Source organism: Microseira wollei NIES-4236 (genome assembly GCF_020521235.1).
GTDB lineage: Bacteria > Cyanobacteriota > Cyanobacteriia > Cyanobacteriales > Aerosakkonemataceae > Microseira > Microseira wollei.
Genome location: NZ_BLAY01000090.1, coordinates 15,941 through 41,517 on the forward strand (window position 1 = coordinate 15,941; position 25,577 = coordinate 41,517).

The following is a 25,577-nucleotide window of genomic DNA, read 5'->3' on the forward strand; positions in this document are numbered from 1 at the left end:
TGCTAACTCTATTCATTGAACCATTAGCGATTAACCATTAGCTATTAGCAAACATTCTAATGTGATGTAAAAATACCTCCTTCTCCCCGATTAACTATGGCGAATTGCCGGAGCCATTGCCAAAGTTTCTGCTGCTTTTTGCATTGCTTCAATCTCCGATTGCGTCCAAAAATGAGTATCCTGGCAGTGATGAGCAATCAGCAAACCCCACAGCCTTTTCTGATTCAAAACTGGCACGGCTAAATTCGCTCGCACTCCTAAACTGCGGAGAAAATCTCGGTGACAATCGCTAATTTGTTCTGTTGCAATATCTGGAATTGCCCGTACCCTTCCTGCTTGGTACAGCGCGGCATATTCGCTGTTAAAACACTCATCCGGGCCTACCGACCCAAAGATAGAAAACTGACTGGAACTTAAAGACTCAAATGTAACGCGACCCGCCCACTCGCGATAAAAATAATATAAAACTACCCGATCTACCTTTAGCAACTCTCTTAAAGAGTTTGTTGTTTTTTGAACTAAATCATCCCGCTCTATACTAGCAACCAAACGCTCAAAAATTTGTTGCAATCCTCGCTCAAACATCAGACCTGTTAGAACTCCGAGTCAATTTTTCATGATGTAATTAACGCTTGCTAGTTATCAACTCGCTAATTGCTAATTGCTTGCTAATTGCTAATTGCTGATGCAGCATTTTTCCTAACACTAGCCATTAGCTATTAGCCATTAGCTCTAGCTTTGAGATAACTAGCAACTTGAGTTAATTATTACATACACTAGCGCCCAAATATCGATCTGTATAGAGTATTTATGCTTAGAGGGCTGGATGGCTAGACTAATGGTAGAACAAGTTGGGGAAAATTCTGTAGCGAGCGCATCACTATTTATACCCACCTACTTAGAAGCTTTTTTCCAGAATCTCTGCCAATAGAAAGATGACTGCTTGCTGATAAAGGCAAGACAATACAAAACTAATTTAGCTCGCTCTGTTTCACAGGCAACGTCTAAAGTCAACTTACCTATACAGGACTTACGCGCACCCATCCGGGTTTCTACGAAAAATCTTTGGTTTGTAAACTAGAGAGCTAGGTCGAAACAAAGGTGATGGCAAGGTTGTGCGTAAGTCCTGCTATAGTTAAATTATGAATTAAGGAGATAAAAAGTGAAAATCGGAGCGAATTATCTTGGTAACAATCGTTGTGAATTTACAGTTTGGGCACCGGCTCACGAAGATTTAGCCGTACAAATTGTATCTCCGGAAAACCGCGTCTTGCCAATGCAAAAAGACGAGCGGGGTTACTTTTCAACAATGGCAGAAAATATTGAACCGGGAACGCTTTATTATTACAAAATAGCCGGAGAAAAGGATTTTCCCGATCCAGCGTCGCACTCGCAACCAAAAGACGTACACGGCGCTTCAGAAGTAGTCGATCATACTAAAATGAACTGGACTGACCCCCAGTGGTCGGGTATTCCTTTAGAGGAAATGATAATGTACGAACTGCACGTGGGCACGTTTACACCCGCAGGCACGTTCCTGGCAATTATACCGCGCTTAAGCGAATTGCGCGAGTTTGGGGTGAACGCAATTGAAATTATGCCCGTGGCTCAATTTCCAGGCGATCGCAACTGGGGTTATGATGGGGTTTATCCCTTTGCGGTGCAAAATTCCTACGGCGGTAGCGAAGGATTGAAAAAGCTCGTAGACGCGGCGCATAAAGAAGGATTATCAATTATTCTCGACGTAGTTTATAACCACTTTGGCCCCGAAGGAAACTACACGAGTCAGTTTGGCCCTTATTTTACAGAAAGCTACAGAACTCCTTGGGGTAGGGCGATAAATTTTGACGATATTTATAGTTTCGGGGTGCGGGAATTCTTTATCCAAAACGCGCTTTACTGGTTGGAAAATTACCATATTGACGCGCTGCGATTGGATGCGATTAACGCAATTTATGACATAGGGGCGAAACACTTCTTGCAAGAATTGGCAGATCGAGTAAATGAACTTTCTATGCGGGTAGGGAGGAAACTTTATCTAATAGCCGAAAGCGATTTAAACGACGTGCGAGTAATTCGCGAAAAAGAATTAGGCGGATATGGAATAGATGCTCAATGGAGCGATGATTTTCATCACGCCTTGCATACAGTCCTGACAGGAGAACAGGGGGGATCTTATCAGGATTATGGTAGCTGCGAACAACTAGCCAAAGCTTTTAAAGAAGGCTTTGTTTACACCTGGAACTATTCGCAATATCGTCAAAGATATTATGGGAGCGATCCAGGAGATCGCTCGGGAAATCAATTTGTCATTTTCGCCCAAAATCACGACCAAATCGGCAATAGAATGTTAGGCGAGCGACTCTCGAATTTAGTTGATTTTGAAGCTGTGAAACTAACTGCGGGTGCTGTCTTCCTTTCCCCTTACATTCCGATGCTATTCATGGGGGAAGAATACGGAGAAGATTCGCCTTTCCTCTACTTTATCAGTCACACAGATGCCGATTTAGTCGAAGCGGTAAGGCAGGGAAGAAAGCGAGACTTTTCTGACTTCTATAGCGAAGGAGAATTTATCGATATCTTCAGTAAAGATGCCTTCGATCGATCTAAATTGAAATGGGAGAAACGGCAAGAAGGCAAACACAAAGTCTTGCTCGAACTGCATCAACATTTAATTCAGCTACGCCGCACAATGCCAGTTTTGAAAAATCTGGATAAGCAAAATATAGAAGCATCTGCTGTAGAGGAAGATAAGCTGATATTCCTCCGCCGCCGCGACAGTATGGGAAGCCAAATCTTCTGCATAATGAACTTCAACCAAAAAGATGTAACCTGCCAAACATCACCAGGCGGAATCTGGCGAAAGATATTAGATTCTGCCGATACTAAATGGATGGGAGCGGGTTCTAAAATGCCAGAAAAACTAATTCACGAGCAAGAAGTAACAATTTGCCCCCAAAGTTTCGCTCTTTATGAATTAGAAACATTAGCACAATGACCTCTATTCCCCTCGTTCCAAGGCTCCCGCCTCCCCTCGTTCCAAGGCTCCCGCCTGGGAACGCCGTCCCCTCGTTCCAAGGCTCCCGCCTCCCCTCGTTCCAAGGCTCCCGCCTGGGAACGCCGTCCCCTCGTTCCAAGGCTCCCGCCTCCCCTCGTCCCCTCGTTCCAAGGCTCCCGCCTCCCCTCGTTCCCCTCGTTCCCCTCGTCCCCTCGTTCCAAGGCTCCCGCCTCCCCTCGTTCCCCTCGTCCCCTCGTTCCAAGGCTCCCGCCTCCCCTCGTTCCCCTCGTCCCCTCGTTCCAAGGCTCCCGCCTGGGAACGCCGTCCCCTCGTTCCAAGGCTCCCGCCTCCCCTCGTTCCCCTCGTCCCCTCGTTCCAAGGCTCCCGCCTGGGAACGCCGTCCCCTCGTTCCAAGGCTCCCGCCTGGGAACGCCGTCCCCTCGTTCCAAGGCTCCCGCCTGGGAACGCCGTCTAGGAGGCTATGCCTCCATTTGTCAGGAGGCATAGCCTCCTGACTAACATTTCCAGGTAGAACCTGGAAACGAGAATTAAACGAGAATTAACGAGTATTAAATCTGCCAATTGGAGTCAATTAAATTATGCGGATTCCTACAGCAACTTACCGAATTCAATTCCATTCAGGATTTAAATTTGAAGCGGCAAAAAAAATTATTCCTTATCTTGTAGATTTGGGAATTACTGACATCTACGCTTCGCCAATTTTTAAAGCTAGAGCAGGCAGTACCCACGGGTATGATATAGTTGACCCGACTCAAATTAATCCCGAATTAGGGACGCCAGAATATTTTGAATCCTTAGTAAAAGAAATTAAAAAATATGACATGGGATGGGTGCAAGACATCGTTCCCAACCACATGGCATATGATAGCCAAAATGCTTGGCTAATCGATGTTTTAGAAAATGGCCACGACTCGGAATCTTTTGACTTCTTCGATATAGAATGGGAACGGGCATATGAAGATATTATATCAAATCCGGTTGCATCGGAATGATCGGCCTTTCTTGGTAATTGCTAATTGCTAATTGCTAATTGCCCCTACAGGTCGTAATTCCGATGCAACGGTCAACGATATTAAAGGACGAGTGCTTGCCCCAATGTTGGGCAATTTTTAGGGAGAATGTTGGGAAAATGGCGAGATTCAACTCAAATATGACGAAACTGGATTAAGCGTCAATTATTACAGTTTAAAATTGCCAGTCAGAGTCGAATCTTATGCCAAGTTTATCACTCAAAACTTGCGACAGTTGGCGAAGGTATTGGGAAGGCGTCATCCAGATTTTATCAAATTACTGGGGATTCTTTATCTAATTAAAAGCGCACCCGGAGAAACCAAAGGCAAAGAACGATACGACCAAATCGCCTTTGTTAAAGGACTTTTGTGGGAACTTTATACCCAAAATCCCGATGTCAAAGAATTTATTGATGGCAACGTCAAGTTTTTTAATGGAGAACCGGGTAACCCAGAGAGTTTTAACCCTCTGGATAGCTTACTAAACGAACAGTTTTACCGTCTAGCGTTCTGGAAAGTTGGGGCGGAAGAAATCAATTATCGCCGATTTTTTACGGTTAACGAATTGATTTCGGTTAAAATACAAGAAATCAAAATATTTCACAAAGCTCATGATTTGGTCAGTCAGCTAATTGAACAAGGAAAAGTAACCGGACTAAGAATCGACCACATTGACGGACTTTACGACCCAACGGAATATTTAAAGCGACTGCAAGACAAAGTGGGAGATGCTTATATTACCGTTGAAAAGATTTTGGAACTGAAAGAAAAATTACCAGAATGCTGGCCTATTGAGGGAACGAGCGGGTATGATTTTTTAAACTACGTTAACGGGATTTTCTGCAAGCGGGAGAGCGAGAAAGAGTTAACCGACCTCTACGTCAAATTTACTGGCATTAATAGTTCTTACGAGGAGCAATTTATTGAGAAGAAAAATATCATCATCGAAAAGAACTTAGCCGGGGATGTAGATAATCTGACTCAAATTTTGAGAAAGATAGCTGGTCAATCGAGGCGTTATAGCGATTTTACCATCAATGGGTTAAAACGAGCGCTGGCGGAAGTGCTGCGAGTTTTTCCAGTGTATCGGACTTATGTAAATGGAGATGGTTTGATCGAACAAGATCGCGGTTATATTCAGGAAGCGATCGCACATGCCAGAGAACGCATTCCCCTCCTAGTTAACGAATTGAATTATATCGAAAAATTGCTGCTTTTGCAATGGGAAGAATTCCTCACCGAAGAACAAAAAGCCGATCGACTTCATTTCGTGATGCGGATGCAACAGCTTAGCGGCGCTTTAATGGCAAAGGGAATTGAGGATACCTTATTCTACGTTTATAACCGACATTTAGCCTTAAATGAAGTCGGCGGACATCCGGGTAAATTTGGCATCAATATTGAATATTTACCCGAATTTAATCAACAACAAAACGTTGCTTGGCCTCACAAAATGAACGCCACCGCTACCCACGATACTAAACGCGGCGAAGATGTGCGGGCAAGATTGCAAGTGCTTTCAGAAATACCGGAAGAATGGGAAAAACAAGTGAAAACTTGCAGCGAAATTAACCTGCCCAAGAAAAGCTATGTGCGAGGAAAAGCCGTTCCGGTTCCCAATGACGAATACTTCTTTTATCAAAGTTTGTTGGGTGCGTATCCCTTCGATGAAAGCGAGAACGAATCCTTTTTAGGACGGGTTAAAGACTATATCCTTAAATCGCTCCGAGAAGCGAAGCTGCACAAGGCTTGGTTGCGCCACGATAGGGATTATGAAGCAGGATTTCTGGCTTTTGTGGAGAAAGTTTTACATACTTCTGACTCGAATCAATTTATGAAGCAGTTTCTGCCTTTCCCAAAGTGGATAGCCACCTATGGAATCTATAATTCGCTTTCCCAAACTTTGCTGAAGTATACATCTCCAGGCGTCCCCGATACTTATCAGGGAACCGAGTTGTGGGATTTGAGTATGGTTGACCCAGATAACCGCCGCCCGGTAAATTACGAACGGCGAATCGGGTATTTAAAGGAGATTAAAGAGAAAGCACAGATAGATATTCATCAACTGCTCGATGAGTTATTGTCTAATAAAGAAGATGGGCGGATTAAGCTGTTTTTAACTCACAAAGTGCTGCCAGCAAGAAAAGAGAATGTGGCAGTTTTTGAGCAAGGAGATGCGTTGGCGAGGAGCTTTGGGGATAAAATGGCGATCTCCGTCGCCCCGAGCTTCTTCACCACCCTAGTAAAACCAGGGGAATTGCCTCTAGGCGAGCAAGTTTGGGCAGATACTAAGTTGCTAATGCCCCTTGGCGTGGAGTCTACCGGGCGCGATGGGATTACCAATCAAACTATTTCTGGGGGCAATCGGGTAGCGCTCGCGCAAATTTTACAACACTTCCCCGTGGCATTGCTGATTAGTCAGGCTTAAACAAAGGGCAATCGCTCGCTTTGAATTACAAAATATACCAGCAGGGGCATCTGAATCATGAAAAATTTTTCATAGATTTTTCACCCGCGTATCACACAAACCTACGAGATTAGATACTGTAAGGCAATGAACCCTTACATCTGAGTAATCGGTAATCTTGGAGGAGATCAATCGTGAAAGCACATCTCAAAACGGTTCTGTTGCTTGGTTTTGGTAGCTTGGCAACTGTTCTGGGCGTCGCGACTTTGCCTCAAGCTGCTGTTTCTCACAACTCAAATGCCAGTATGGAAGTCGTTCAGGCGGCGACAGAACCGTTATCAGAACGGGAGATTCAAATCGCTCAAGCACCCAGAGGGAATGCTTTGGCAGCAGAGTTGCAGGGTAAACCAACTATCGTCAAAATCTATGCCGACTGGTGTTCTGCCTGCCAGCGCCTCAGACCTGTGACGAATTCATTGCAGCAGCAATTCAAGGGCAAGGCAAATTTCGTTGTGTTTGATGTGACAAATCGCACCACCACTCAGGCAGCAGAAGCCAGAGCCAGACAGTTAGGCTTGAGCAATTTTCTGGCAGCGCACCGCGCCCAAACATCCACCATTGCGGTGATTAATCCCAGTAATGGGCAGATTTTCCGACAATTTCGCTACAACTTCAATCAGCAACAATACGTAAACGCGATTAACCAAGCGATCGCTCGCATCAGTGCGCGTTCATAGCAAATCGAAGGCTCGTTTTCAGTCAACCGATTCTCTCGCTCCCTATTGCTGCCAAATTAACGGAGTTAACCCATCATGGCTCAGTCTATTTCGCTGCATCAAACCCTTGACATCGGTGAGGAAAAATCAATTTTGGTCAAGTTTGTTGCGCCCCATTGTAGTGGTTGTGTGACGATCAAACCGCTCTTGGAGCAACTGACACGGGAACAAAGCGAAGTTTTACATCTGGTGGAAATTGACATTACCGAAGAGCCAGAATTGGCGATGGAACTGGATGTCAGAAGCGTGCCTACAGTTGCGTTGTTTAAGCAAGAGCAAGAATTGGGGCGACTGGTTGGATTGCAACCCAAGAAACATTACGCGAACTTAGTGCAACAGGCTGTTTAAAAGATGCCTTTTTCCTCAGGACTGACGCATCGATCCCCCCTAGCCCCCCTTGCCCAGGGGGGAACCTGACAGCTCCCCTTGCCCAGGGGGGAACCTGACAGCCCCCCTTGCCCAGGGGGGAACCTGACAGCTCCCCTTGCCCAGGGGGGAACCTGACAGCCCCCCTTGCCCAGGGGGGAACCTGACAGCCCCCCTTGGCATTGGGGGTTGGGGGGATCGGCATGTGAGACATTGGGTGCATAAGTCCTGTTCCTGATTCTCAGGATTTGATATTTGAGCCGTTAAATGCGTCAGGGCGAAGCATCACCAAAGATTTTCTCATCAATGCTTCACCCCTACTTTCCCCCTACACCAATCTGGAGAACTGGCGATGAAATCCGAACGTACTGCTCACGAAACCTCTCTGGAAATGCCCCGCACGCGCCGCAAACTTGCTTTCACTGGCAAAACGCTATTCTACGGTGGGCTGTTTCTGGGAGCGATCGCACTAACTTTAATCTCGCCTCATCTTTCAGGCTGGTATCTTTATCTCACAGAACTTGTTGGGCAGGTTCAAAATCCTTATCACCAATGGCTGGAAGAGCAAAATCTCAGCAATCCCTTGGTTCTGATTCCATTAGCATTTATTGGCGGATTAATTGCCAGTATTTCTCCCTGCATTTTGTCACTCCTGCCCGTTAACTTGAGCTATATCGGCACGTTGAAAATTACATCTCGTCGGGCAGCGTTTGCCAAAGCAGGATTTTTTGTTCTGGGTGTCGTTACTGTGTTCAGTTTGTTTGGGCTGTTTGCATCCTTTGCCGCAGCAGTGTTAGTCGATTATCGCGGCTATTTCCACGTCGTTGTCGGTGCAATCATTTTGGTCATGGGGCTAAGTTTCGCCGGATTGATTCACCTGCCTTTGCCTCAACCTAAGGCTTCTGTATCGGCGGCGGGTCCCTACGGAGTGGGGTTAACCTTCGCTTTGGTCAGTTCTCCCTGCTCCAGTCCGGTTCTGTTTGCTGCGATCGCTGCTGCCGCTGCCACTGGCTCCCAATTGGTAAGCGTGGCAACACTCGTAAGTTACGGATTGGGATACACAGCCATCATCTTCTTTGCCAGTCTGTACGCTGGATTGGTCAAGCAAAGCCGGGTGCTTCTGGGTCAATCCGACTGGGTGATTCGCGTGGGCAGTGCCGCCCTGATTCTGGCGGGCGGATTCTATCTGATCAACGGTATTCGCTGGTTCTTTTAATAACCCAAGTTGCTAGTTATAACTTGTGACAGCGGTAATTGCGAGCTTGCAAGCTTGCTCGCTTGCTAATTGCTAATTGGGTTAACAGGCTTTTGCCTTCTTGACAACTACCCATTAGCCATTAGCGATTAGCCATTACCAGTACCGCTTGATGTAACTAGCAACTTGCGTTAATAACAGATAACTCTGATACCTTTTTCTTGACACTCTGCGCCATAAATCGACGCAGATTCTTGCCTCTACAGACTCCTCTCGCCAGGAGAGGAATCCAACATCGGCGTTCAGGGGTGTGCCCAGCACCCCATCCTCTAAACCAGATACAGCTATAACCTGCTTCACAGAACTTGGCTAAACTTGCTTAAAGTTCACCATTCAACCAGAAACAGTTTTTGGAGGGTCTGCTTCCTGCTTCAACCTTTGGGAGTCGGCTCCTTCTTGTCCACAGGCGTTGAGTGCAGACTTTGCCAGCCGTACTATACCAACAAGTATAACTGGGATCCAGCACCAGTCAATTTTTGCCGCTTTGGAGCTTTGAAACTTACCTAAAATAGCCAAGTTTAGATAAGTTTAGGAAAGAAATTCGTTATGCAAGTCTACCTCTCTACTCGTATGGTTAATGGTATTGTAGAGGCGGGTTTTACCAATCAATCTGTGGCAGCACGAGATATTTCGTTAAACCCGCCCCTACTTTGATGCCAAGCGAATTGTGTTGATAAACCCGCCCCCCGCGCGATGCCCATGCCAGGGGACATGATATGCATGACAAAATATACCAGTAGGGGCACGGCATATTAAACATTTCGATTCCACGATAAACGTTAATTATGCCGTGCCCCGCTGTCGCTTTGTAGCTGTGAATACAAACTGATTTAACATTAGACCTGTTGCGGTATGAAAAAATTTTTTCCAGATGTTTATTAATCTCTTACTTTAGTTATTTGACGAAGGAAGAAGTACGACCAGTTAATTTGTGAATAACTTCTCTCAATGAGATGTATTCCAGCTTGCCTTATGAAACAAAAATTGGGGAATTAAACTCTTCAGGGCTGACGCAGCGGCAATACCTGTTGCTAACAATAATCTAATGGTTAATTCTGCGTCAGCCCTGATTTTTTCACCCGTTATTGCCTTTGAATTAGGCGGTAGATTCCCTATGGCAAGCGTTTTGATTCTCGCGATTGACTAGCAATTCGCATTCGCTAAATCGAGGAAGTCAGTAAAATACATGACAACAAAATTTCCCAAATTTAGCCAAGACCTTGCTCAAGACCCGACTACCCGTCGAATCTGGTACGGAATTGCAACGGCTCACGATTTTGAAAGCCACGATGGCATCACCGAAGAAGGTCTTTATCAAAAGATTTTTGCCACTCACTTTGGGCACGTGGCAATAATTTTCTTGTGGACTTCTAGCCTTCTATTCCACGTTGCTTGGCAAGGTAACTTTGAGTTATGGATTAAAGATCCGATCAATGTGCGTCCCCTCGCCCACGCGATTTGGGACCCCAGTTCGGCAAACCGGCAATTGACGCATTCACCCAAGGCGGTGTCAGCTATCCGGCTAACATTGCTTACTCTGGCGTCTATCACTGGTGGTACACCATCGGGATGCGGACGAATAACGACCTGTATCAGGGTTCAGTGTTCTTGCTGCTGCTGGCTGCACTTTTCTTGTTCGCGGGTTGGTTGCACCTACAGCCCAAATTCCGCCCTAGTTTAACTTGGTTTAAGAGTGCGGAACCTCGGCTCAATCACCACCTGGCAGGGTTGTTTGGCGTTAGTTCTTTAGCTTGGACGGGTCACCTAATTCACGTGGCGATTCCCGAATCTCGCGGCATTCACGTGGGTTGGGAGAATTTCTTGAGGATGCGACCGCACCCGGCGGGTTTAGCGCCGTTTTTCACGGGGAATTGGGGAGTTTATGCCCAAGATCCGGATACGCTCGAACATGCTTTTGGTACGTCCAATGGCGCTGGAACTGCGATTTTGACGTTTTTGGGCGGCTTCCATCCCCAGACGCAATCTTTGTGGCTGACGGATATGGCGCACCATCACTTAGCGATCGCAGTCATCTTCATTATCGCCGGACACATGTACCGGACAAACTGGGGGATTGGTCACAGCATCAAAGAAATGCTCAACTCCAAAAATTTCTTTGGCACTCCAGTTGAAGGTCAGTTTAACCTGCCCCACCACGGACTGTACGACACCTATAACAATTCGCTGCACTTCCAGTTAGGAATTCACCTCGCTGCTTTGGGAGTCGCCGCGTCGTTGGTAGCGCAACACATGTATTCGCTGCCGCCTTACGCCTTCATCGGGTTTGACTATACCTCTCAAGCATCCCTATACACCCATCACCAGTACATTGCAGGCTTTTTGATGGTGGGTGCATTTGCCCACGGTGCGATTTTCTGGGTGCGGGACTACGACCCAGAACAAAATAAAGGCAACGTTTTAGATCGGGTGCTGAAGCATAAAGAAGCGATAATATCTCACTTATCGTGGGTGTCGCTCTTTTTGGGCTTCCATACATTAGGTTTATACGTCCACAACGACGTCGTGGTCGCCTTTGGCACCCCAGAAAAGCAAATTTTGATCGAGCCGGTGTTTGCTCAGTTCATCCAATCAGCGCACGGTAAGCTGCTGTATGGCTTCGACACGCTGCTGTCTAACCCAGATAGCATTGCGACAACGGCTTGGCCCAACCACGGTAACGTTTGGTTACCAGGCTGGCTGGATGCGATCAATCGCAGCACCAACACGCTGTTTTTGACGATTGGACCAGGAGATTTTCTGGTACATCACGCTTTCGCACTCGGTCTGCACACGACTACCCTAATTTGCGTCAAGGGTGCGTTGGATGCTCGCGGTACCAAGCTGATGCCCGATAAAAAAGACTTCGGCTTCACCTTCCCTTGCGATGGGCCAGGGCGCGGCGGCACTTGCCAAACTTCGGCTTGGGAGCAGTCTTTCTACCTCGCCATTTTCTGGATGCTCAACACGATTGCCTGGGTAACTTTCTACTTCCACTGGAAACTGCTGGGCATCTGGCAAGGGAATGTGGCACAGTTCAACGAGTCTTCAACCTACCTCATGGGCTGGTTCCGCGACTACCTCTGGCTGTACTCGGCGCAAACAATCAACGGATACAACCCTTACGGTACGAGTAACCTGTCGGTCTGGTCTTGGATGTTCCTGTTCGGACACTTGGTTTGGGCAACTGGCTTCATGTTCCTGATTAGCTGGCGCGGTTACTGGCAAGAGTTGATTGAAACTCTCGTCTGGGCGCACGAACGCACGCCGCTGGCGAACCTGGTGCGCTGGAAGGATAAGCCCGTTGCTTTGTCCATCGTCCAAGGTTGGTTGGTGGGTTTAGTTCACTTCACAGTTGGCTTTGTCCTCACCTTCGCAGCATTCCTCATCGCCTCCACTGCGGGTAAATTCGGTTGATTTTGTCGCGGTTGACACTCCGCCCCATTCCGGATGGCGGATTCTTGCATCTACAGATTCCTCTCACAAGCAGAGGAATCTTTCATCAAGTTCGGGGCTGTGCCAAACAGCCCTTCTAAATTTTTATTAATAACTCAAGTTGCTAGTTATCTCTCTGGGAGCGGCTAATGGCGTTCCCAGGCAGGAGCCTGGGAACGAGGCTAATGGCTAATGTCAGTAAAAATCCTATATTAGCAATTAGCAATTAGCAATTAGCAACGGCCTTGTTTATAACTAGCAACTTGCGTTAATATATAAAACTTTATAAAACCTTTAAAAAATCGGCTTTTTTAAAGCTTACATAAATAAGAAAAGTCGGAAAAGTCGGAACTTTAGGGAAATTGCAGAGATTTGGGCATTAATTCGGTAAAAGGTGGCGAGTATATACGCAATCCTTCAAGCGGAGATTGGGTGAAGTAAAGCACCACCCAACACAAAAAATAAAACAGTTAGGTAGTTTTCCTGAAAGCCACCTAACAAGCTTTTAATGCGAAATAACAAACACCTTTAATGACCTACCCAAAACCACCCATAATATCGTGTCCGGTTGCATCGGTTGCGTTTGGAGAGCTGGGGGAGCAAAGGGGATGGGGGAGCTGGGGGAGAAAAAACGCTTTTTCGCACAATCAACTATACACAACTGATCTCTCGCGGACATGATATAACTCAAACCTCCACCGCCCCTGCTAAAAGCCTAGAAATCAACGCTTCCCGTCAATTCACCCCCTGGTTGTTCGAGCAAAATCTCAGTCTTGCCTTCACCACAATTCAAGCGGGAAAGCTATTTTTCATCGGCTGGCAACCTGACGGGCGACTCTCCGTATTCGAGGACATGATATGACGCCGTGCTACTAGGGCAAACCCCCTTCGCTTGCACCCTGAAGGGCTTTAGCCTGGGGGGCTGAAATTTTGTACCTAAAGGTACAGATGAACTTGCCTCGCTCCATTCCCAGGGCAGAAGACAGGAGAAAAAAATAGCGGGTTTTTTAGATAAATATTCTCGTTTTAAGCATTGGGAGATGAGCGCGCTTCATCGCTCAAAAAACTTTATGCCCAACAAAATTGAATTCAAATTATTTGCACCTCACAACAAAAGTGTCAGTAGTCAGGAAACAAGGCAAAAGTCTACAACCCGCCCGGAAATAAATTTCCGGGCTAATAGCTGAAGTCGGTTAAAACAGACTAAATGTAATCAAACCAGTTTGTTTTAACGGAATTGAGCTACTCGCTGTGGGAATAAATTCCCTGGCGGGTTCAATATTTTTGCAAGAGGTTTAGATAAACAGTCGATTATTGCATAGATGGCTGGTCAAACACACCCCGTCGCCCCTACACAACAAACTAATTAACGCAAGTTGCTAGTTATAAACAAGGGCGTTGCTAATTGCTAATTGCTAATTGCTAATCTAGGATTTTTACTGACATTAGCCATTAGCCTCGTTCCCAGGCTCCTGCCTGGGAACGCCATTAGCCGCTCCCAGAGAGATAACTAGCAACTTGAGTTAATTAACCAAAAATGCCCCAATTTTGAATACCCTGCTGGCTAAAGATTTCTCCAGCACGATTAATTTCTTCATCGGTCCCATCTACGATGACTAAATAACCCAAGTTGCTAGTTATAACTTGTGACAGCGGTAATTGCTAATTGCGAGCTTGCTAATTGCTAATTGCTAATTGGGTTAACAGGCTTTTGCCTTCTTGACAACTACCCATTAGCCATTAGCGATTAGCCATTACCAGTACCGCTTGATGTAACTAGCAACTTGCGTTAAATAGTAACCTTGGATCAGGCGATCGCTATAAGTTCTCGCTTGCGGTTCTTCAATACCCAACTCAGTCAGTGCTTTAACTAAACCACCGATATTTGCAGCACTCATAGCACTACCTGCCACACCAGTAAGCAACGCTACGCCGAGGCTACCAGCGGCTAGGATGGGGCCGATACCGGGAAGGGCTAAACTGGTCAAACCGACTAAAATAGTGCCCCAGGTAGCACACGTGACGGCGTCTCCTAGGACTGCGGTTGTGGACTCTACATCTCGATTGCCGATGCGATCGCTCATTGTAACACCGCTAAGTTGAGCGTTTTCTTCGGCTTGCTTGGCAATGACGGAAACGTTGTCCATTGGAGGGCCGGAAGCTTTTAATTCATTTATTGCTTGCTCTGTGGCTTTACGGCTGGGGAATATTCCAAAAGCACGTTTTTTAGCGATCGCAACCATATTTTCCTCCTGCTGCCATGTCAGACTCATATTAAAACTTTCGTCTTTTATTAATATTTTTTTGATTAACTTTATACGTTTCATCCCTCTAGCGATGTAGCCTACGACCTCAGCAATTGACCGCAAGCACGCATCAACAAAATTCCCTGGCAAAGTGGGGTTTAGCCAACATTTTATCCAGCACAAATATCGGTCTTAAGAAAGGGTGATATTTTGACACTATAGATAGACATTATCGCTGGAATGGGTCGTTAATATGAAGGCGTAACAAAGCGTAATCTAGCGGTAAAAAGGCGTGCAATCAATCAAATTTACCTCGGTATCTGTGGATGAAGAATCTATTAAAGGACTGGCGATCGCTGTTTCCATGATTAGTTTATGGGCGATTAGTCTAATTTTTCTACTCTCCGTCGCTCTGGCGCAAGTTCCTATTTTTTGGATAGGGGGTGCTGTTGTTTTACAAACCTTTTTATATACAGGTTTATTTATTACGGCTCACGATGCCATGCATGGGGTGGTTTATCCTAAAGACCCCATAATTAATAACTTTGTAGGGACAGTATCCTTATTAGTTTATGGACTATTTTATTACAAATAATTGTTGAAAAAGCATCATTTGCACCATCGCTTTCCTTCTAGCGAAAAAGATCCAGATTTCCACGACCTCAAGCACAAAGACTTTTTAAGCTGGTATCTCTATTTTATGAAAAATTACTGGAGTTGGACAAGACTAATGGGGATGGCTTTAATCTTCATTATTCTTCATTTTGCGCTCCAGGTTCCCATCGCCAACATGGCTTTATTTTGGATAATTCCTTCACTTTTGAGTTCGGTGCAACTGTTTTATTTTGGCACCTTTTTGACCCACCAAGAGCCAGAAGAGGGATATACAAATCCTCATCGCGCCAAAAGTACTTCATTTCCCGTTTTCTGGTCGTTTATCACTTGCTATCATTTTGGCTACCACGAGGAACATCACCAATATCCTAATGTTCCTTGGTGGAAGTTACCCGAAGTGCGTGAACGGCACAACTGTTAGTGGATAATTTACCTAGATTCAGCCGAGTGCGATGCAGATCTGCTCGGCTAATAGCAACAAACGAAAAGGTTTGGCGAAAACAGCAGCAACTTCCAAATTGGCAAAGTTTTCTCGCTCTAATTGTTGGGCTTTTGCTGTTCCCAAAATGACTGGAATTGCCTGAGTTTTTGGGTTGGTTTTGAGTTGTTGCAAAGTCGATCGTCCATCCAGATACGGCAGCATCATATCTAACAAAATCGCATCTGGTTGATGCTGGATAAGTCCTGCTTAAAGTAAAGTGCTACTGGCAATCTGATACAAGGATTGTAAAGTTATTCCATCGGTGGGATACTGAGCGATTCGCCACCCCAAAATCAACTTGAAATCCCTGAGTATCGGGTGCTGTAAACACTTGTGTTCGCAACGCAGTTAAGAGATCGGAGATGCGATACGTGCTGACGCACACGCTGCTGACTGGTGAGACACTGCAACAACATATCCACTAGCGCTTCATCGTCCTCAATTAGCAGAATCCTCATTGCTAATTTCTTCGCTAGTTTTTCCCGATATATAGCATTTTTCCCGATTGAGCGATTAGCCATTAGCCATTAGCCGTAACAAGTTTCAATCATTGTCATAATTTCATCAAAGCAGAAATTATATACCAGCGTACTCAATTCTTTTGCTAAACTTCTGTGAGTAGAAGGAATTTGATCGAGCAGTTGGGAAATCATATCCCCATCAACTGCGAGCGCTGCTTGATACAATTGTTCAATCCATTCTGAAGGCATTTCTGCAATACCATCAAGTGGCTCGATTTGACTGTTAGCTGGAGTTAGAGAGTTTTCTACTGGTGGCTGTTCGTAAATATATTCCACTCCCAAATATTGAGCCAGTTTATCAAAAATCACTTGTTCTCTAAAAGGTTTGCGGACAAAGTCATCGCATCCCGCTGCAAAAACATTGGCTTGTTGTTCTTCAAACCCACTCGCGGTTAAAGCAATAATGAAAGTATTAGGAAAGTAATTTTCCTCAACAGCTGCCACAGGCGAGACGCCTGTGCTGCGCTGCTCAACAGCTGCCACAGGCGAGACGCCTGTGCTACGCTGCATGGCTTTAATTTGCCTAGTAGCTTCGTAGCCGTCCATTAGAGGCATTCGCATGTCCATCCAGATTAGATGAGGATGCCACTGCTGCCAAATTGCGATCGCTTCTTCTCCATTCGCCGCACTTCTCGTTTCAAATCCCACCGTTTGCAGCAATCGTAATAGTAATTGGCAATTTTCTTGCCGGTCATCAACAACTAAAATGCGGTATAATGGTTGATTTGGAGCCAGTTGAATTACTCGCCCTTTGGTCGTAGGTTGGGCAATAATTTCCCCGGCTTTAGCTAACGTGACTGGCAGATGAAAAGTGAAAATCGACTCTTCACTCAAGACGCTATTGCAATGGATATTTCCTCCCATTAGTTGCACGTATTGTCTGCTAATTGTCAATCCTAAACCAGTCCCTTCTTTTGATTTAATTCCGCTTTCGGTTTGGACAAAAGGTTGGAAGAGGCGATCCATTTCTTCGGGGGCAATGCCTTTGCCGGTATCTTCTATTTCAAAAAATAGTTGAGGGTTAACGGTTGGCGAACTGTCAACAAATGCCCGCAAGGTGATGCCTCCGGTTTGGGTAAATTTAACCGCATTTCCCAATAAATTAATTAACACTTGCCGCAATTTACCTTCATCGGTGACAACAACTTGCGGCAAGTCGGGGGCGATATCAAACTCCAGGAATAATTGCTTGCTTTGGGTGCGAATTTGAAACATTTCTTGCAAGGTTTCTAATAAAAAATGCAAGTTAAATGGAGCCGGATTTAAAACGATTCGCCCTGCCTCAATTTTGGACATTTCTAACACATCATCGATCAGAGCGAGCAAGTGTTCGCCGCTGCGGTTAATAATTCCCAGGAATTCTTGCTGACGGGAGGTGATGGCGGGGTCTCGTTCCATTAATTGGGAAAAACCGAGAATGGCGTTTAGCGGCGTGCGGAGTTCGTGACTCATATTTGCTAAGAAAATACTCTTAGCTTTGCTGGCATTTTCGGCGGCTTCTTTGGCAACTTTTAAAGCAGATTCGGCTTGATGTCTGGCGCGTCCGATGGCGATGAGTTCTCCTACCAATCTGACTAAATTAATATCTTCTTGACTCCAATTTTTGGCAAACCGCATGGCATCTGCACCGATATAACCGACCACTTTGCCAGCGTGAATCATGGGGACATTCAGGCAAGATTTAATCAATTGTGTTTCAAAAGATGCTCGGATTTCTGTTGCGTCTGGTGGCAGTTCGTCTAGATTAGAAAGCGCGACGATTCGACCGTTAAGCATCTGGTTATTCAACCAAGAACAAACGTTAATAGAAGCCTCAGTATTCTGATGGCAATTGCCAAAAAATTGAATTCCAGCCGCACACCAATCGTAAAGCAAGCGGTATCGTTCTTGGTTTTCTGCATACTCAAAAATGCAGAGGCGTTCGGCATTGATGAACTTAGCGATCGCTGCTAATGTAAAATGAATCGCCGCCTCTGCATCAGAGTCGATAAACTGCCTGGAAATACTGCTGAGCATGCTATCAATTTGGGCGCGACGCTGGAGTGCGGCTTCAGCTTGTTTGTGCTTGATGCCTAATGCAATTTCTCTAGCTGCAAAGTGCAATGCTTCCAGGGTAGATTCGGTTAATTCTGATTTGGAAAAAATCACCAGCATTCCTAATATTTCTGACTCTAACATCAGGGGATAGCTGGCAGCAGCAACAATTCCCTCGCGCTGCACCCAATTCGGATTGACAATGGCTCGATTTTTGAGGATGGCGTTATTTCTAGAAAGCTTTGGCGATTGATTGGGGAAGAATTTGTGAAAAGGGACGCGATTGTAAGCAGCATTGGAGCGAGTATCGCTTCCTGCATTCGCTTGTAACTCGAAGATATTTTCTGTGGCGTTGATCGTCCAAATGCGCGCGCAAGTAATATTTAAATGTTTGACTGTCGCCTTGGCACAGCGATTGAGCATGACTAATAAACTATCGCTCATTCCGAGGGCGCTACCGACATCGGCGCGAAATGCGGCTAGACTTGCGCGTTGTGCTAAAGCAGCTTCTGCAGATTTGCGCTCGCTCAAATCTTGCACAATCGCTTGGACGTATTTGTTCGCGCCTACATCCACTGCTGTTAAACAAACTTCTGCCGGAAAATCCACCCCATCCGCGCGACGGTGCATCCATTCAAAAGTATAATTGCCTTTTTCTAAAGCTAACCCGATCGTTTGATTGGCAAGTGTATAAGCATCTTCACCATTTGGCTGGATGGGAGATGAAAATAGAGAAACATGCTTGCCAATCATTTCTGCACGAGAACAGCCAAAAAGTCGTTCTGCTGCACTATTACAATCCACAATTCCCGTCGCACTTCCCAGTACAATTGCAGAACTAATCGATTCGTAAAGCGCCCTTAATCTCGCTTCAGAAAGTCGCAACGCTTCTTCTGCCTGAATTCGCTCTGTAATATCGGTGATTGTGGCTAACGCGCCTATAAACTCTCCTTTCTCGTTTTGAAGTGGATTGCCAGAGACAATTGCCCACAAATCAGAGCCATCTTGGCGACGGAATTTAAAATCGTGTTGTTCTTCAATTCCTTGACGACGACGTTCTAGATATTGGGATGCGATCGCAATGTATTCTTCATCCATAAAATTAAATATTGGCTGACCGATGGTTTCAGCCACCTTATAACCCAGTAGATCGGCCATTTTAGGATTGACAAAAGTAGTAATCCCATCCGCGTCAATTTCCCAGATTCCTTCTTGTGCCGTTTCGATAATTTGACGATATCGTTCCTCACTTTCAGCTAAAGCAGCTTCGGCGGATTTGCGAGCAGTAATATCGGTATAAATTACCGTCGCCATCCAACAATTTGCCGCTGCATCTCGCTCAGGGCTAAAGCTAAAAGCAAACCAGCGCAATCTGCCATCCGGGTGGTTGTACCGATACTCGCCTTCGCCAGCTTCCCCGACAAAAACAGATGCAACACCTTGTTGATTGAGAACTGCCAAATCTTCCGGCACTATGCGCGATCCAAAAATATTTTTGTCAGCAATTATCGCTTCTGGTACATAGCCCCAAAGCTGAATACTGGCAGGAGAACAATATTCAAATTCCCATTCACCATCATCATAAATCCTCACTCTAGAGATGACAGCCAACGCCCGATTAAGAATTGTTGTGAGTCTGGTTTCTGAAGCGATTAAGGCTGCTTCGGCACGTTTCTTGTCGGTAATATCAATTGAAATTCCCGTTGTTCTCCAACAGTCTGTCGCATCATCTCGAACCGAACTCAAAGTCAGGGAAATCCAGCGCAGACTTCCATCTGGATGGAAATAGCGATACTCGCATTCATAAGTGCGTTCGGTAAAAATATAATCAAAGACATTTTGCAGCATTTCTTGCCAGTCATCCGGGTGCATCCGCGATGCAAACAAGTATTGATCTGCCATTAATTCTTCAGCAGTATAACCCCAAACCCAAACACATCCCTGTGAATGATATTCGACTTCCCATTCCCGATTGCTGTAATTGCGGTAATGGCTAACAGCACCACGCGCACTGCTGAGAATCATATTGAGTTTCGCTTCTGATGCTTTTAAAGCTTCTTCTGCTTGTTTGCGTTCGCGCAGCGCAGCTTGCTGTTCGCTTATATCCAGCCCTACACCAACAATTACTTTTTTACCATTAGCATCTTGCGCTAAAGCAAGATTACTAATATGCCATGCCCAAGTACCATCTTTATATTGAACTCGATACTCAAGTCCAGAATACTTTTCACCCGTTGTTAACACTTGGTTGAAAGCATCTAAAGCCTTTTGCACGTCATCAGGATGCACGGCAGGCATGTAATTACCTACCAGTTCCTCCCAAGAGTAACCCATGACATGCAAAACATTAGGAGAAACGTAGGATACCAACCCATCCGGGTAAACGATAAACATCAAATCGTTAACGTTCTCGACAATGGTGCGGAACTTAAATTCACTTTCTCGCAACGCTTCTTCTGCTAGTTTCCGTTCGGTGATATCCCACCCACTCGCAACGATCAGCAAGTTTCCCTCTTCATCTCGTAAAGTAGATGCGTTAAAAAGATGCCATCTCCAACTGCCATTTTTATGTCTGACGCGGTGTTCAACTCCTAATTGTTTTTCCCCTGTTGTTACGACTCGGTTGAAGGCTTCCTGACACTTGGATATGTCATCGGGATGGACGAAGGGTTCCAAAGATCGACCCTCCATTTCATCCGGAGTATACCCTAATAAATCTGAAACTTTAGGCGAAATGTAGCATAACTTTCCCGTTGCAGTGTCGATCAGGACAAAGATATCATTGGCATTTTCTACGATGGCGCGCAACTTGGCAAAGCTGGCTTTTAATGCGGCTTCGGTGCGTTGGCGATCGTCCCCAATCGCGCTCCAGCTACCAGAAATTTCCAGCACAGAAACCGGGTTTCTTCCAGACGGCTGAAATTCATACTCGGTAATTTCGTACTCCCCCTGAGTCACTTTGCTACTGGGTTTCCAGGCTCTACGAACGGTTTTTCGGGCTTTTGGCAGCGGTAGCAACTCTAATAACTTGTGTCCGATGATACTGCTGTGCGGGCGTTCGACCAATTGTTCAAACGACGCATTGCACCACTGCACTTGCTTGCGTGCATTGGAGAAAACGACGGCTGGCGCGATCGCATCCAACGCCACTTGCATTTGTTCCACCAACACAGCTAAATTCGCGGTCATTGCACACACCCCAGCTACCGTTACGTTTTACCGAACCAGAGGCAGAGCCTCTCGGCACTCGTTCCCAGGCAAGAGCCTGGGAACGAGATCTCCGAGGATCCGCCTCCGGATGTTGCGTTTTATTACAAGTTGCGGTTCTTCCCTACTTCTTCCCGATTCTTCCCTAATTTTATAACCGTAGAACTACAGACACCACTTAAATTACTTTAAGAGAAAATTAAATGATTCCTGAAAAAATAGCGACATTTTTGCAGGCTGTTACCAGAATTATGGGTAATTCCCCGCAACAGCGCCGCTTTGACAGCAATTATAAAGCGACTGCCAAAAAATTATCAATCTCCCTCATGGGGGTTGCGATAGTTGCATTTGGCACATCGGCTGCTGCCCAAGCCGCGACTTTCGTATCTACAAATGACGATTTACGCAAGTTGCAAGCGGAGCGGTTGCGTTCACAGATATCGCTATATCTGATACTGGAAAGCTATTCGGAATTAGCTTCAGCGAGTTGTAAGAAGTTGATTTGAATAAGTTGCTAGTTATCTCTCTGGGAGCGGCTAATGGCTAATGGCTAATGGCGAGATTGGTAAAAATCCTATATTAGCAATTAGCAAGCTTGCAAGCTTGCAACGCCGATAACTAGCAACTTGCGTTAGTAGTGGGGATTTAGTATTTGATGCTGCTCATCGATTCTTGGCGATTTCTAAAGGCGGGCAATAGGGAAACGATCGCTTGTATTCCATCGATATAACCAATTCTACTTACCTCGTTCTTGGGGATGGCAACATTGGTTTTAAACATGTGTTTGGCTTGACCTTCGAGAATGGGAATTTGTTTGGATATACGAGAGATCGCCAACAAATTTCCATCAATACCGTCACCGGACAAGGTACATTTGTTCGCAACATCACCGGCACAAACAGCGAAATTTGGGGTGCAACTTACCAAGCGCCCAAGTCGGATACTGAGAAAAGCGTACCGCAACCGAGTACGGTATTGGGATTGCTAGGCGTTGCAGCGATCGCAGCAAGTTCGCGACTGAAGCGGAAAGAACATCCGGCTTTCTAGTGGTTCGTAGTTGCGCTAAGCGGGAAGACAGCGCAACTACAAGCTTAAAGATTTTTATTTGAGATGGCTCGCGTCATTGCATTATTAGTGTATAATTGTTATCTTTGTGAATCAACTCGCCTGTTTGTGGGCGAAACAAAGGTAAAAAAGCAGCTAATCTGGCATTGATTGGGGAGATATATATGGCATCTATCAGCAATTTAGTCAAAGAAGCTTTAACGACAGGATATCTGACAGTGAGCGCGGAAAACAAATTGCGCTCGCTCCTGAGAACTAAATACCCATCGGAAGATTTAATCGCGTTTATGGAGTTGCAACAAGCAGCAATGAACGGTTGGGTAAAACAAGAGTCTCGCGAATTATTAAATCGTCAGCAAAATTATCCTTGTTATTTTAATTGAACTGGCGCGATTCAGAAACCCGGTTTGTTTAAGAAACCGGGTTTTCCATTCTTTTGATCGCACCGGAGGGACAAGGCATCGGAAAAACTTGGCGCGGGGGATAAAACTTACTGATGCCTTGTCCCTACGACTCAAAATTTTCCATTCTTCCCATCGCACTGGAGGGACACGGCATCGGAAGAAGTTTGAGCGGGGGATAAAACTTACTTTAGCCTTAGTCCCTACCACAAATTGGATGGAAACCTTAGGCAAACACCAAAGTTTCTCGGAAAAATCGTCGCTTTGTCACGAGAGATATACGCAGAAACAAAGGTGATAGGTTCGGTAAGTCCTTTGAAAGCAATCTGATCTAATGATTCAAGCAGACCAAGCTTCCCGGAAGTCGGCATAAAGCGTCAATCCACCATCTATAAACAGCGTTTGTCCGGTAATATAAGCCGCTTCATCTGACGCTAAAAAAGCCACTGCTGCCGCCATTTCTTCTGAAGTACCAGCTCGCCCCATCGGAATGTGGCTTTCTACAACTGCCTTCTTTTGGGGGTCATCTATCCAATCTTGATTAATCGGCGTAATAGTCGCGCCTGGGGCGATGGCGTTGACGCGAATGCCTCGGTTTGCATATTCCAATGCCAATGTTTTAGTCAGATTTTCCATCCCGCCTTTACTGATGGAATAGCTGACATACATCGGTCTGGGAATAATTTCGTGAACGCTGGAAATATTGATAATAATCCCTCGACTGTTTTGGGATAGAAAGTGTTTGATAGATTCGCGGGCGCATAGATAAGCACCCCGCAGGTTGACTCCAATCACCCGGTCAAAGTCTGCTGTGGGAATTTCGTGAGATGGGCATTCGATTTGAATTCCGGCATTGTTGATCAAAATATCTAAACTGCCAAATTTCTCAACTACCGTATTGACCATTCTGATAATGTCTTCTTCCTGAGAGACATCGCCTTGAATTAACAGAGACTTAACACCACAATTTTCGATGTCTCCACATGCCTTTTGCATCGCCATTTCTTCGGTATCTTCCGCCCCTTCCGGACTGGAACGATAGTTGATGGCAATGTTGCAACCTTCTTGGGCAAGGCGGATAGCTATTGCCTGACCGATGCCCGAACTTCCGCCTGTAATTAGGGCATTCTTATTTTTCAATCCTTTCATGTTGTTTCTCCCAGTAATAGAAAAGAAATGCTAATTGCTAATTGCTAATGGGAAATTGCAAGTTTATCGCAAATTTTCTGGAACTTTTTCAGGCACGACCCAGTAATAAAGCGTGTGCTGGCGGTCTCCTTCTGATTCCATTTGCACTACCCGCTCTGGTTTCCAGTCGCCCATTGTGTAATTGTGGGAGACAATACGAGTACCGGGTTTGAGTTCTTGCAACAACTTGGGTCGCAGTCTTAAATTGACATCTTGCAGCAGATATAGCGTGACTACAGTTGCGTTGCTCAAGTCGGTTTTGAACAAGTCTTGTTGCCGGAATTCGACGCGCGAGCTTACTCCCGCAGTCTGAGCATTATTTCGACTTTGCTGCACGAGTTGGGGATTAATTTCCACGCCGGTAGCACGACTCGCGCCGTATTTCTGCACCGCCGTAATCGGAATTCGCCCATCGCCGCTACCGAGGTCGTACAGCACATCATTTGGACCGACCTTTGCCAGTTCCAGCATGGCGTTCACAACTGATTGTGGCGTTGGGACAAAGGGGACATCTGCTTCCCTTTCTTGGGGTGGAAGCGCGGGTGCAGGTGTTTGAATTGGAGTGGAAGTAACAGGAGCTTGAGCTTCTGCTTCAAAGTTGCGTTCCCCAGTTGTGCATCCAACAAGTCCCAAACTCGCAACGCTCGTTCCTGTAATCAGTAACAGTAAGATTCGTCGCCATCCCATAGTCTTTTTTCCCTTTTCAAGTTATGCCGTTTCGCTCTCATGCAAAATGCTTGCATCGCTTAAAAGTTGTAACCAACGCCCACTGTTAGACCGACTTCTGCTCCATCAATAAAACCGACATTTGCCGCAGCATTTGCGGTAAATCGAGGCGACAGCGGCACATCTATACCGCCTGTCAATAGAAAGCCAGCTTTAGCACCATCATTCGTTGAAACTACAGCTCCCCCACCCAGATAAGGAGCGAGATTAATTTGTCCATTTGGAGTGACTGACTGGACTGGAAAATCAACAGTCAGCGGCACTAAAAAAACTGGAGGAGTGCTGGTAACCAAAACCGAGGGACGCAAAGACAAATTGTTAGTTAAACCAATCTTGCTGATAATCGCAAAAGACCTTTCACTCAGAGGTGAATCGCCCCCAAAACCGATGAGATTTCCACCGATGCCAATGTAGCTCGGACCAGAACGAGTAGTTCTACCAGGCGCAACATTTTGTGCTACCTGAGGTTGAGTCCGCAGCGCAGAGCTAGAAGTACTTGTCGTACTCGGAACTGGTGCAGGTGCCGCAGCATTTTTCCTAGTTTGAGCTTGTGCTGAGAATCCGCCCAAAGCAACGATTACAGTAGTAAGGCTAGCTAGAGAGCAAGTGCCTGGCAAAAAACGAGTATTCATGACTAAAATTCCCATAAACAACGGTTGAGAAGTTTAAAGACAGGCGGGACGCCTATCCCACAAGAGTTTGCCTATCCCACAAGAGTTTGCCTATCCCACAAGAGTTTGCCTATCCCACAAGAGTTTGCCTATCCCACAAGAGTTTGCCTATCCCACAAGAGTTTGCCTATCCCACAAGAGTTTGCCTATCCCACAA

At 45.8% G+C, this 25,577-nt stretch carries 20 protein-coding genes and 3 pseudogenes; 13 read left to right on the forward strand and 10 right to left on the reverse strand.

Features of this window, described 5'->3' with window-relative positions; genetic code table 11:
* Positions 1-90: 90 nt before the first annotated feature.
* Complete coding sequence (locus tag MiSe_RS26685) at positions 91-585, reverse strand: GAF domain-containing protein (protein WP_226586238.1); 495 nt, start codon at positions 583-585, stop codon at positions 91-93.
* A 577-nt stretch (positions 586-1,162) separates the two neighbouring features.
* On the opposite strand from MiSe_RS26685, the gene treZ reads away from it, so the two are divergent.
* Positions 1,163-2,998 (forward strand): malto-oligosyltrehalose trehalohydrolase, encoded by a 1,836-nt coding sequence (treZ, locus tag MiSe_RS26690; protein ID WP_226586239.1) that lies wholly within the window; start codon positions 1,163-1,165, stop codon positions 2,996-2,998.
* Here the strand turns inward: treZ and MiSe_RS26695 are convergent.
* On the reverse strand, positions 2,971-3,447 hold the full coding sequence (locus MiSe_RS26695; RefSeq protein ID WP_226586240.1) for a hypothetical protein: 477 nt from the start codon (positions 3,445-3,447) through the stop codon (positions 2,971-2,973). The two genes, treZ and MiSe_RS26695, sit on opposite strands and share 28 nt — an antisense overlap.
* A gap of 150 nt (positions 3,448-3,597) precedes the next feature.
* On the opposite strand from MiSe_RS26695, the pseudogene treY reads away from it, so the two are divergent.
* The 4 genes and pseudogenes from treY (at position 3,598) to MiSe_RS26720 (ending at position 8,794) form a co-directional block, all read left to right on the forward strand.
* A pseudogene (gene treY / locus MiSe_RS26705) lies at positions 3,598-6,457 on the forward strand (malto-oligosyltrehalose synthase).
* Between the two features lie 173 nt (positions 6,458-6,630).
* The gene (locus MiSe_RS26710) at positions 6,631-7,173 is read left to right on the forward strand and encodes a thioredoxin domain-containing protein (protein ID WP_226586241.1); all 543 of its coding nucleotides are present in this window, start codon (positions 6,631-6,633) and stop codon (positions 7,171-7,173) included.
* 75 nt (positions 7,174-7,248) lie between these two features.
* The gene (locus MiSe_RS26715) at positions 7,249-7,560 is read left to right on the forward strand and encodes a thioredoxin family protein (RefSeq protein WP_226586242.1); all 312 of its coding nucleotides are present in this window, start codon (positions 7,249-7,251) and stop codon (positions 7,558-7,560) included.
* Between the two features lie 370 nt (positions 7,561-7,930).
* A complete protein-coding gene (locus MiSe_RS26720; RefSeq protein ID WP_226586243.1) occupies positions 7,931-8,794 on the forward strand; it encodes a cytochrome c biogenesis protein CcdA in 864 nt (287 codons plus the stop codon).
* Positions 8,795-8,929: 135 nt separating this feature from the next.
* On the opposite strand, the gene MiSe_RS26725 is transcribed toward MiSe_RS26720, so the two are convergent.
* Both MiSe_RS26725 and MiSe_RS26730 read right to left on the reverse strand, forming a co-directional pair.
* Positions 8,930-9,133, reverse strand: coding sequence for a hypothetical protein (locus MiSe_RS26725; protein WP_226586244.1), 204 nt, complete (start codon positions 9,131-9,133; stop codon positions 8,930-8,932).
* A 305-nt stretch (positions 9,134-9,438) separates the two neighbouring features.
* The gene (locus MiSe_RS26730; protein ID WP_226586245.1) at positions 9,439-9,579 is read right to left on the reverse strand and encodes a hypothetical protein; all 141 of its coding nucleotides are present in this window, start codon (positions 9,577-9,579) and stop codon (positions 9,439-9,441) included.
* Positions 9,580-10,019: 440 nt separating this feature from the next.
* Here MiSe_RS26730 and psaB point away from each other — a divergent pair.
* Together psaB and MiSe_RS54000 are read left to right on the forward strand one after the other, a co-directional pair.
* Positions 10,020-12,247, forward strand: a pseudogene (gene psaB / locus MiSe_RS26735) (photosystem I core protein PsaB).
* Positions 12,248-12,947: 700 nt separating this feature from the next.
* A pseudogene (locus tag MiSe_RS54000) lies at positions 12,948-13,115 on the forward strand (TIGR03032 family protein); the annotation flags it as partial.
* Between the two features lie 904 nt (positions 13,116-14,019).
* On the opposite strand, the gene MiSe_RS26745 reads toward MiSe_RS54000, so the two are convergent.
* Positions 14,020-14,538 (reverse strand): hypothetical protein, encoded by a 519-nt coding sequence (locus MiSe_RS26745; protein WP_226586247.1) that lies wholly within the window; start codon positions 14,536-14,538, stop codon positions 14,020-14,022.
* A gap of 265 nt (positions 14,539-14,803) precedes the next feature.
* Here MiSe_RS26745 and MiSe_RS26750 point away from each other — a divergent pair, with 265 nt between their 5' ends.
* Together MiSe_RS26750 and MiSe_RS26755 are read left to right on the forward strand one after the other, a co-directional pair.
* Positions 14,804-15,106 carry a fatty acid desaturase family protein gene (locus MiSe_RS26750; RefSeq protein ID WP_226586248.1) on the forward strand — a complete coding sequence of 101 codons (303 nt, stop codon included), beginning with the start codon at positions 14,804-14,806 and terminating at the stop codon, positions 15,104-15,106.
* A 3-nt stretch (positions 15,107-15,109) separates the two neighbouring features.
* Entirely contained in the window at positions 15,110-15,547 is a 438-nt protein-coding gene (locus MiSe_RS26755) for a fatty acid desaturase (protein ID WP_226586249.1), read from the forward strand.
* Positions 15,548-15,565: 18 nt separating this feature from the next.
* Here the strand turns inward: MiSe_RS26755 and MiSe_RS26760 are convergent, their stop codons facing one another.
* Positions 15,566-15,805: a response regulator gene (locus MiSe_RS26760; RefSeq protein ID WP_226586258.1), complete on the reverse strand. Its 240-nt coding sequence runs from the start codon at positions 15,803-15,805 to the stop codon at positions 15,566-15,568.
* Between the two features lie 329 nt (positions 15,806-16,134).
* On the reverse strand, positions 16,135-21,351 hold the full coding sequence (locus tag MiSe_RS26765; protein WP_226586250.1) for a PAS domain S-box protein: 5,217 nt from the start codon (positions 21,349-21,351) through the stop codon (positions 16,135-16,137).
* Between the two features lie 221 nt (positions 21,352-21,572).
* Here MiSe_RS26765 and MiSe_RS26770 point away from each other — a divergent pair, with 221 nt between their 5' ends.
* The 4 genes from MiSe_RS26770 (at position 21,573) to MiSe_RS26785 (ending at position 23,133) form a co-directional block, all read left to right on the forward strand.
* On the forward strand, positions 21,573-21,875 hold the full coding sequence (locus tag MiSe_RS26770; RefSeq protein WP_226586251.1) for a hypothetical protein: 303 nt from the start codon (positions 21,573-21,575) through the stop codon (positions 21,873-21,875).
* Between the two features lie 205 nt (positions 21,876-22,080).
* On the forward strand, positions 22,081-22,416 hold the full coding sequence (locus MiSe_RS26775; protein ID WP_226586252.1) for a PEP-CTERM sorting domain-containing protein: 336 nt from the start codon (positions 22,081-22,083) through the stop codon (positions 22,414-22,416).
* Positions 22,417-22,598: 182 nt separating this feature from the next.
* Positions 22,599-22,817 carry a hypothetical protein gene (locus MiSe_RS26780; protein ID WP_226586253.1) on the forward strand — a complete coding sequence of 73 codons (219 nt, stop codon included), beginning with the start codon at positions 22,599-22,601 and terminating at the stop codon, positions 22,815-22,817.
* Between the two features lie 118 nt (positions 22,818-22,935).
* Positions 22,936-23,133 carry a hypothetical protein gene (locus tag MiSe_RS26785; protein ID WP_226586254.1) on the forward strand — a complete coding sequence of 66 codons (198 nt, stop codon included), beginning with the start codon at positions 22,936-22,938 and terminating at the stop codon, positions 23,131-23,133.
* A gap of 41 nt (positions 23,134-23,174) precedes the next feature.
* Here the strand turns inward: MiSe_RS26785 and MiSe_RS26790 are convergent, their stop codons facing one another.
* The 3 genes from MiSe_RS26790 to MiSe_RS26800 all read right to left on the reverse strand — a co-directional run bounded on the left by MiSe_RS26790 (position 23,175) and on the right by MiSe_RS26800 (position 25,381).
* On the reverse strand, positions 23,175-23,984 hold the full coding sequence (locus tag MiSe_RS26790) for an SDR family oxidoreductase (protein ID WP_226586255.1): 810 nt from the start codon (positions 23,982-23,984) through the stop codon (positions 23,175-23,177).
* 63 nt (positions 23,985-24,047) lie between these two features.
* Positions 24,048-24,710, reverse strand: coding sequence for an SAM-dependent methyltransferase (locus MiSe_RS26795; RefSeq protein ID WP_226586256.1), 663 nt, complete (start codon positions 24,708-24,710; stop codon positions 24,048-24,050).
* A 59-nt stretch (positions 24,711-24,769) separates the two neighbouring features.
* The gene (locus MiSe_RS26800; protein WP_226586257.1) at positions 24,770-25,381 is read right to left on the reverse strand and encodes a hypothetical protein; all 612 of its coding nucleotides are present in this window, start codon (positions 25,379-25,381) and stop codon (positions 24,770-24,772) included.
* Between the last annotated feature and the right edge of the window lie 196 nt (positions 25,382-25,577).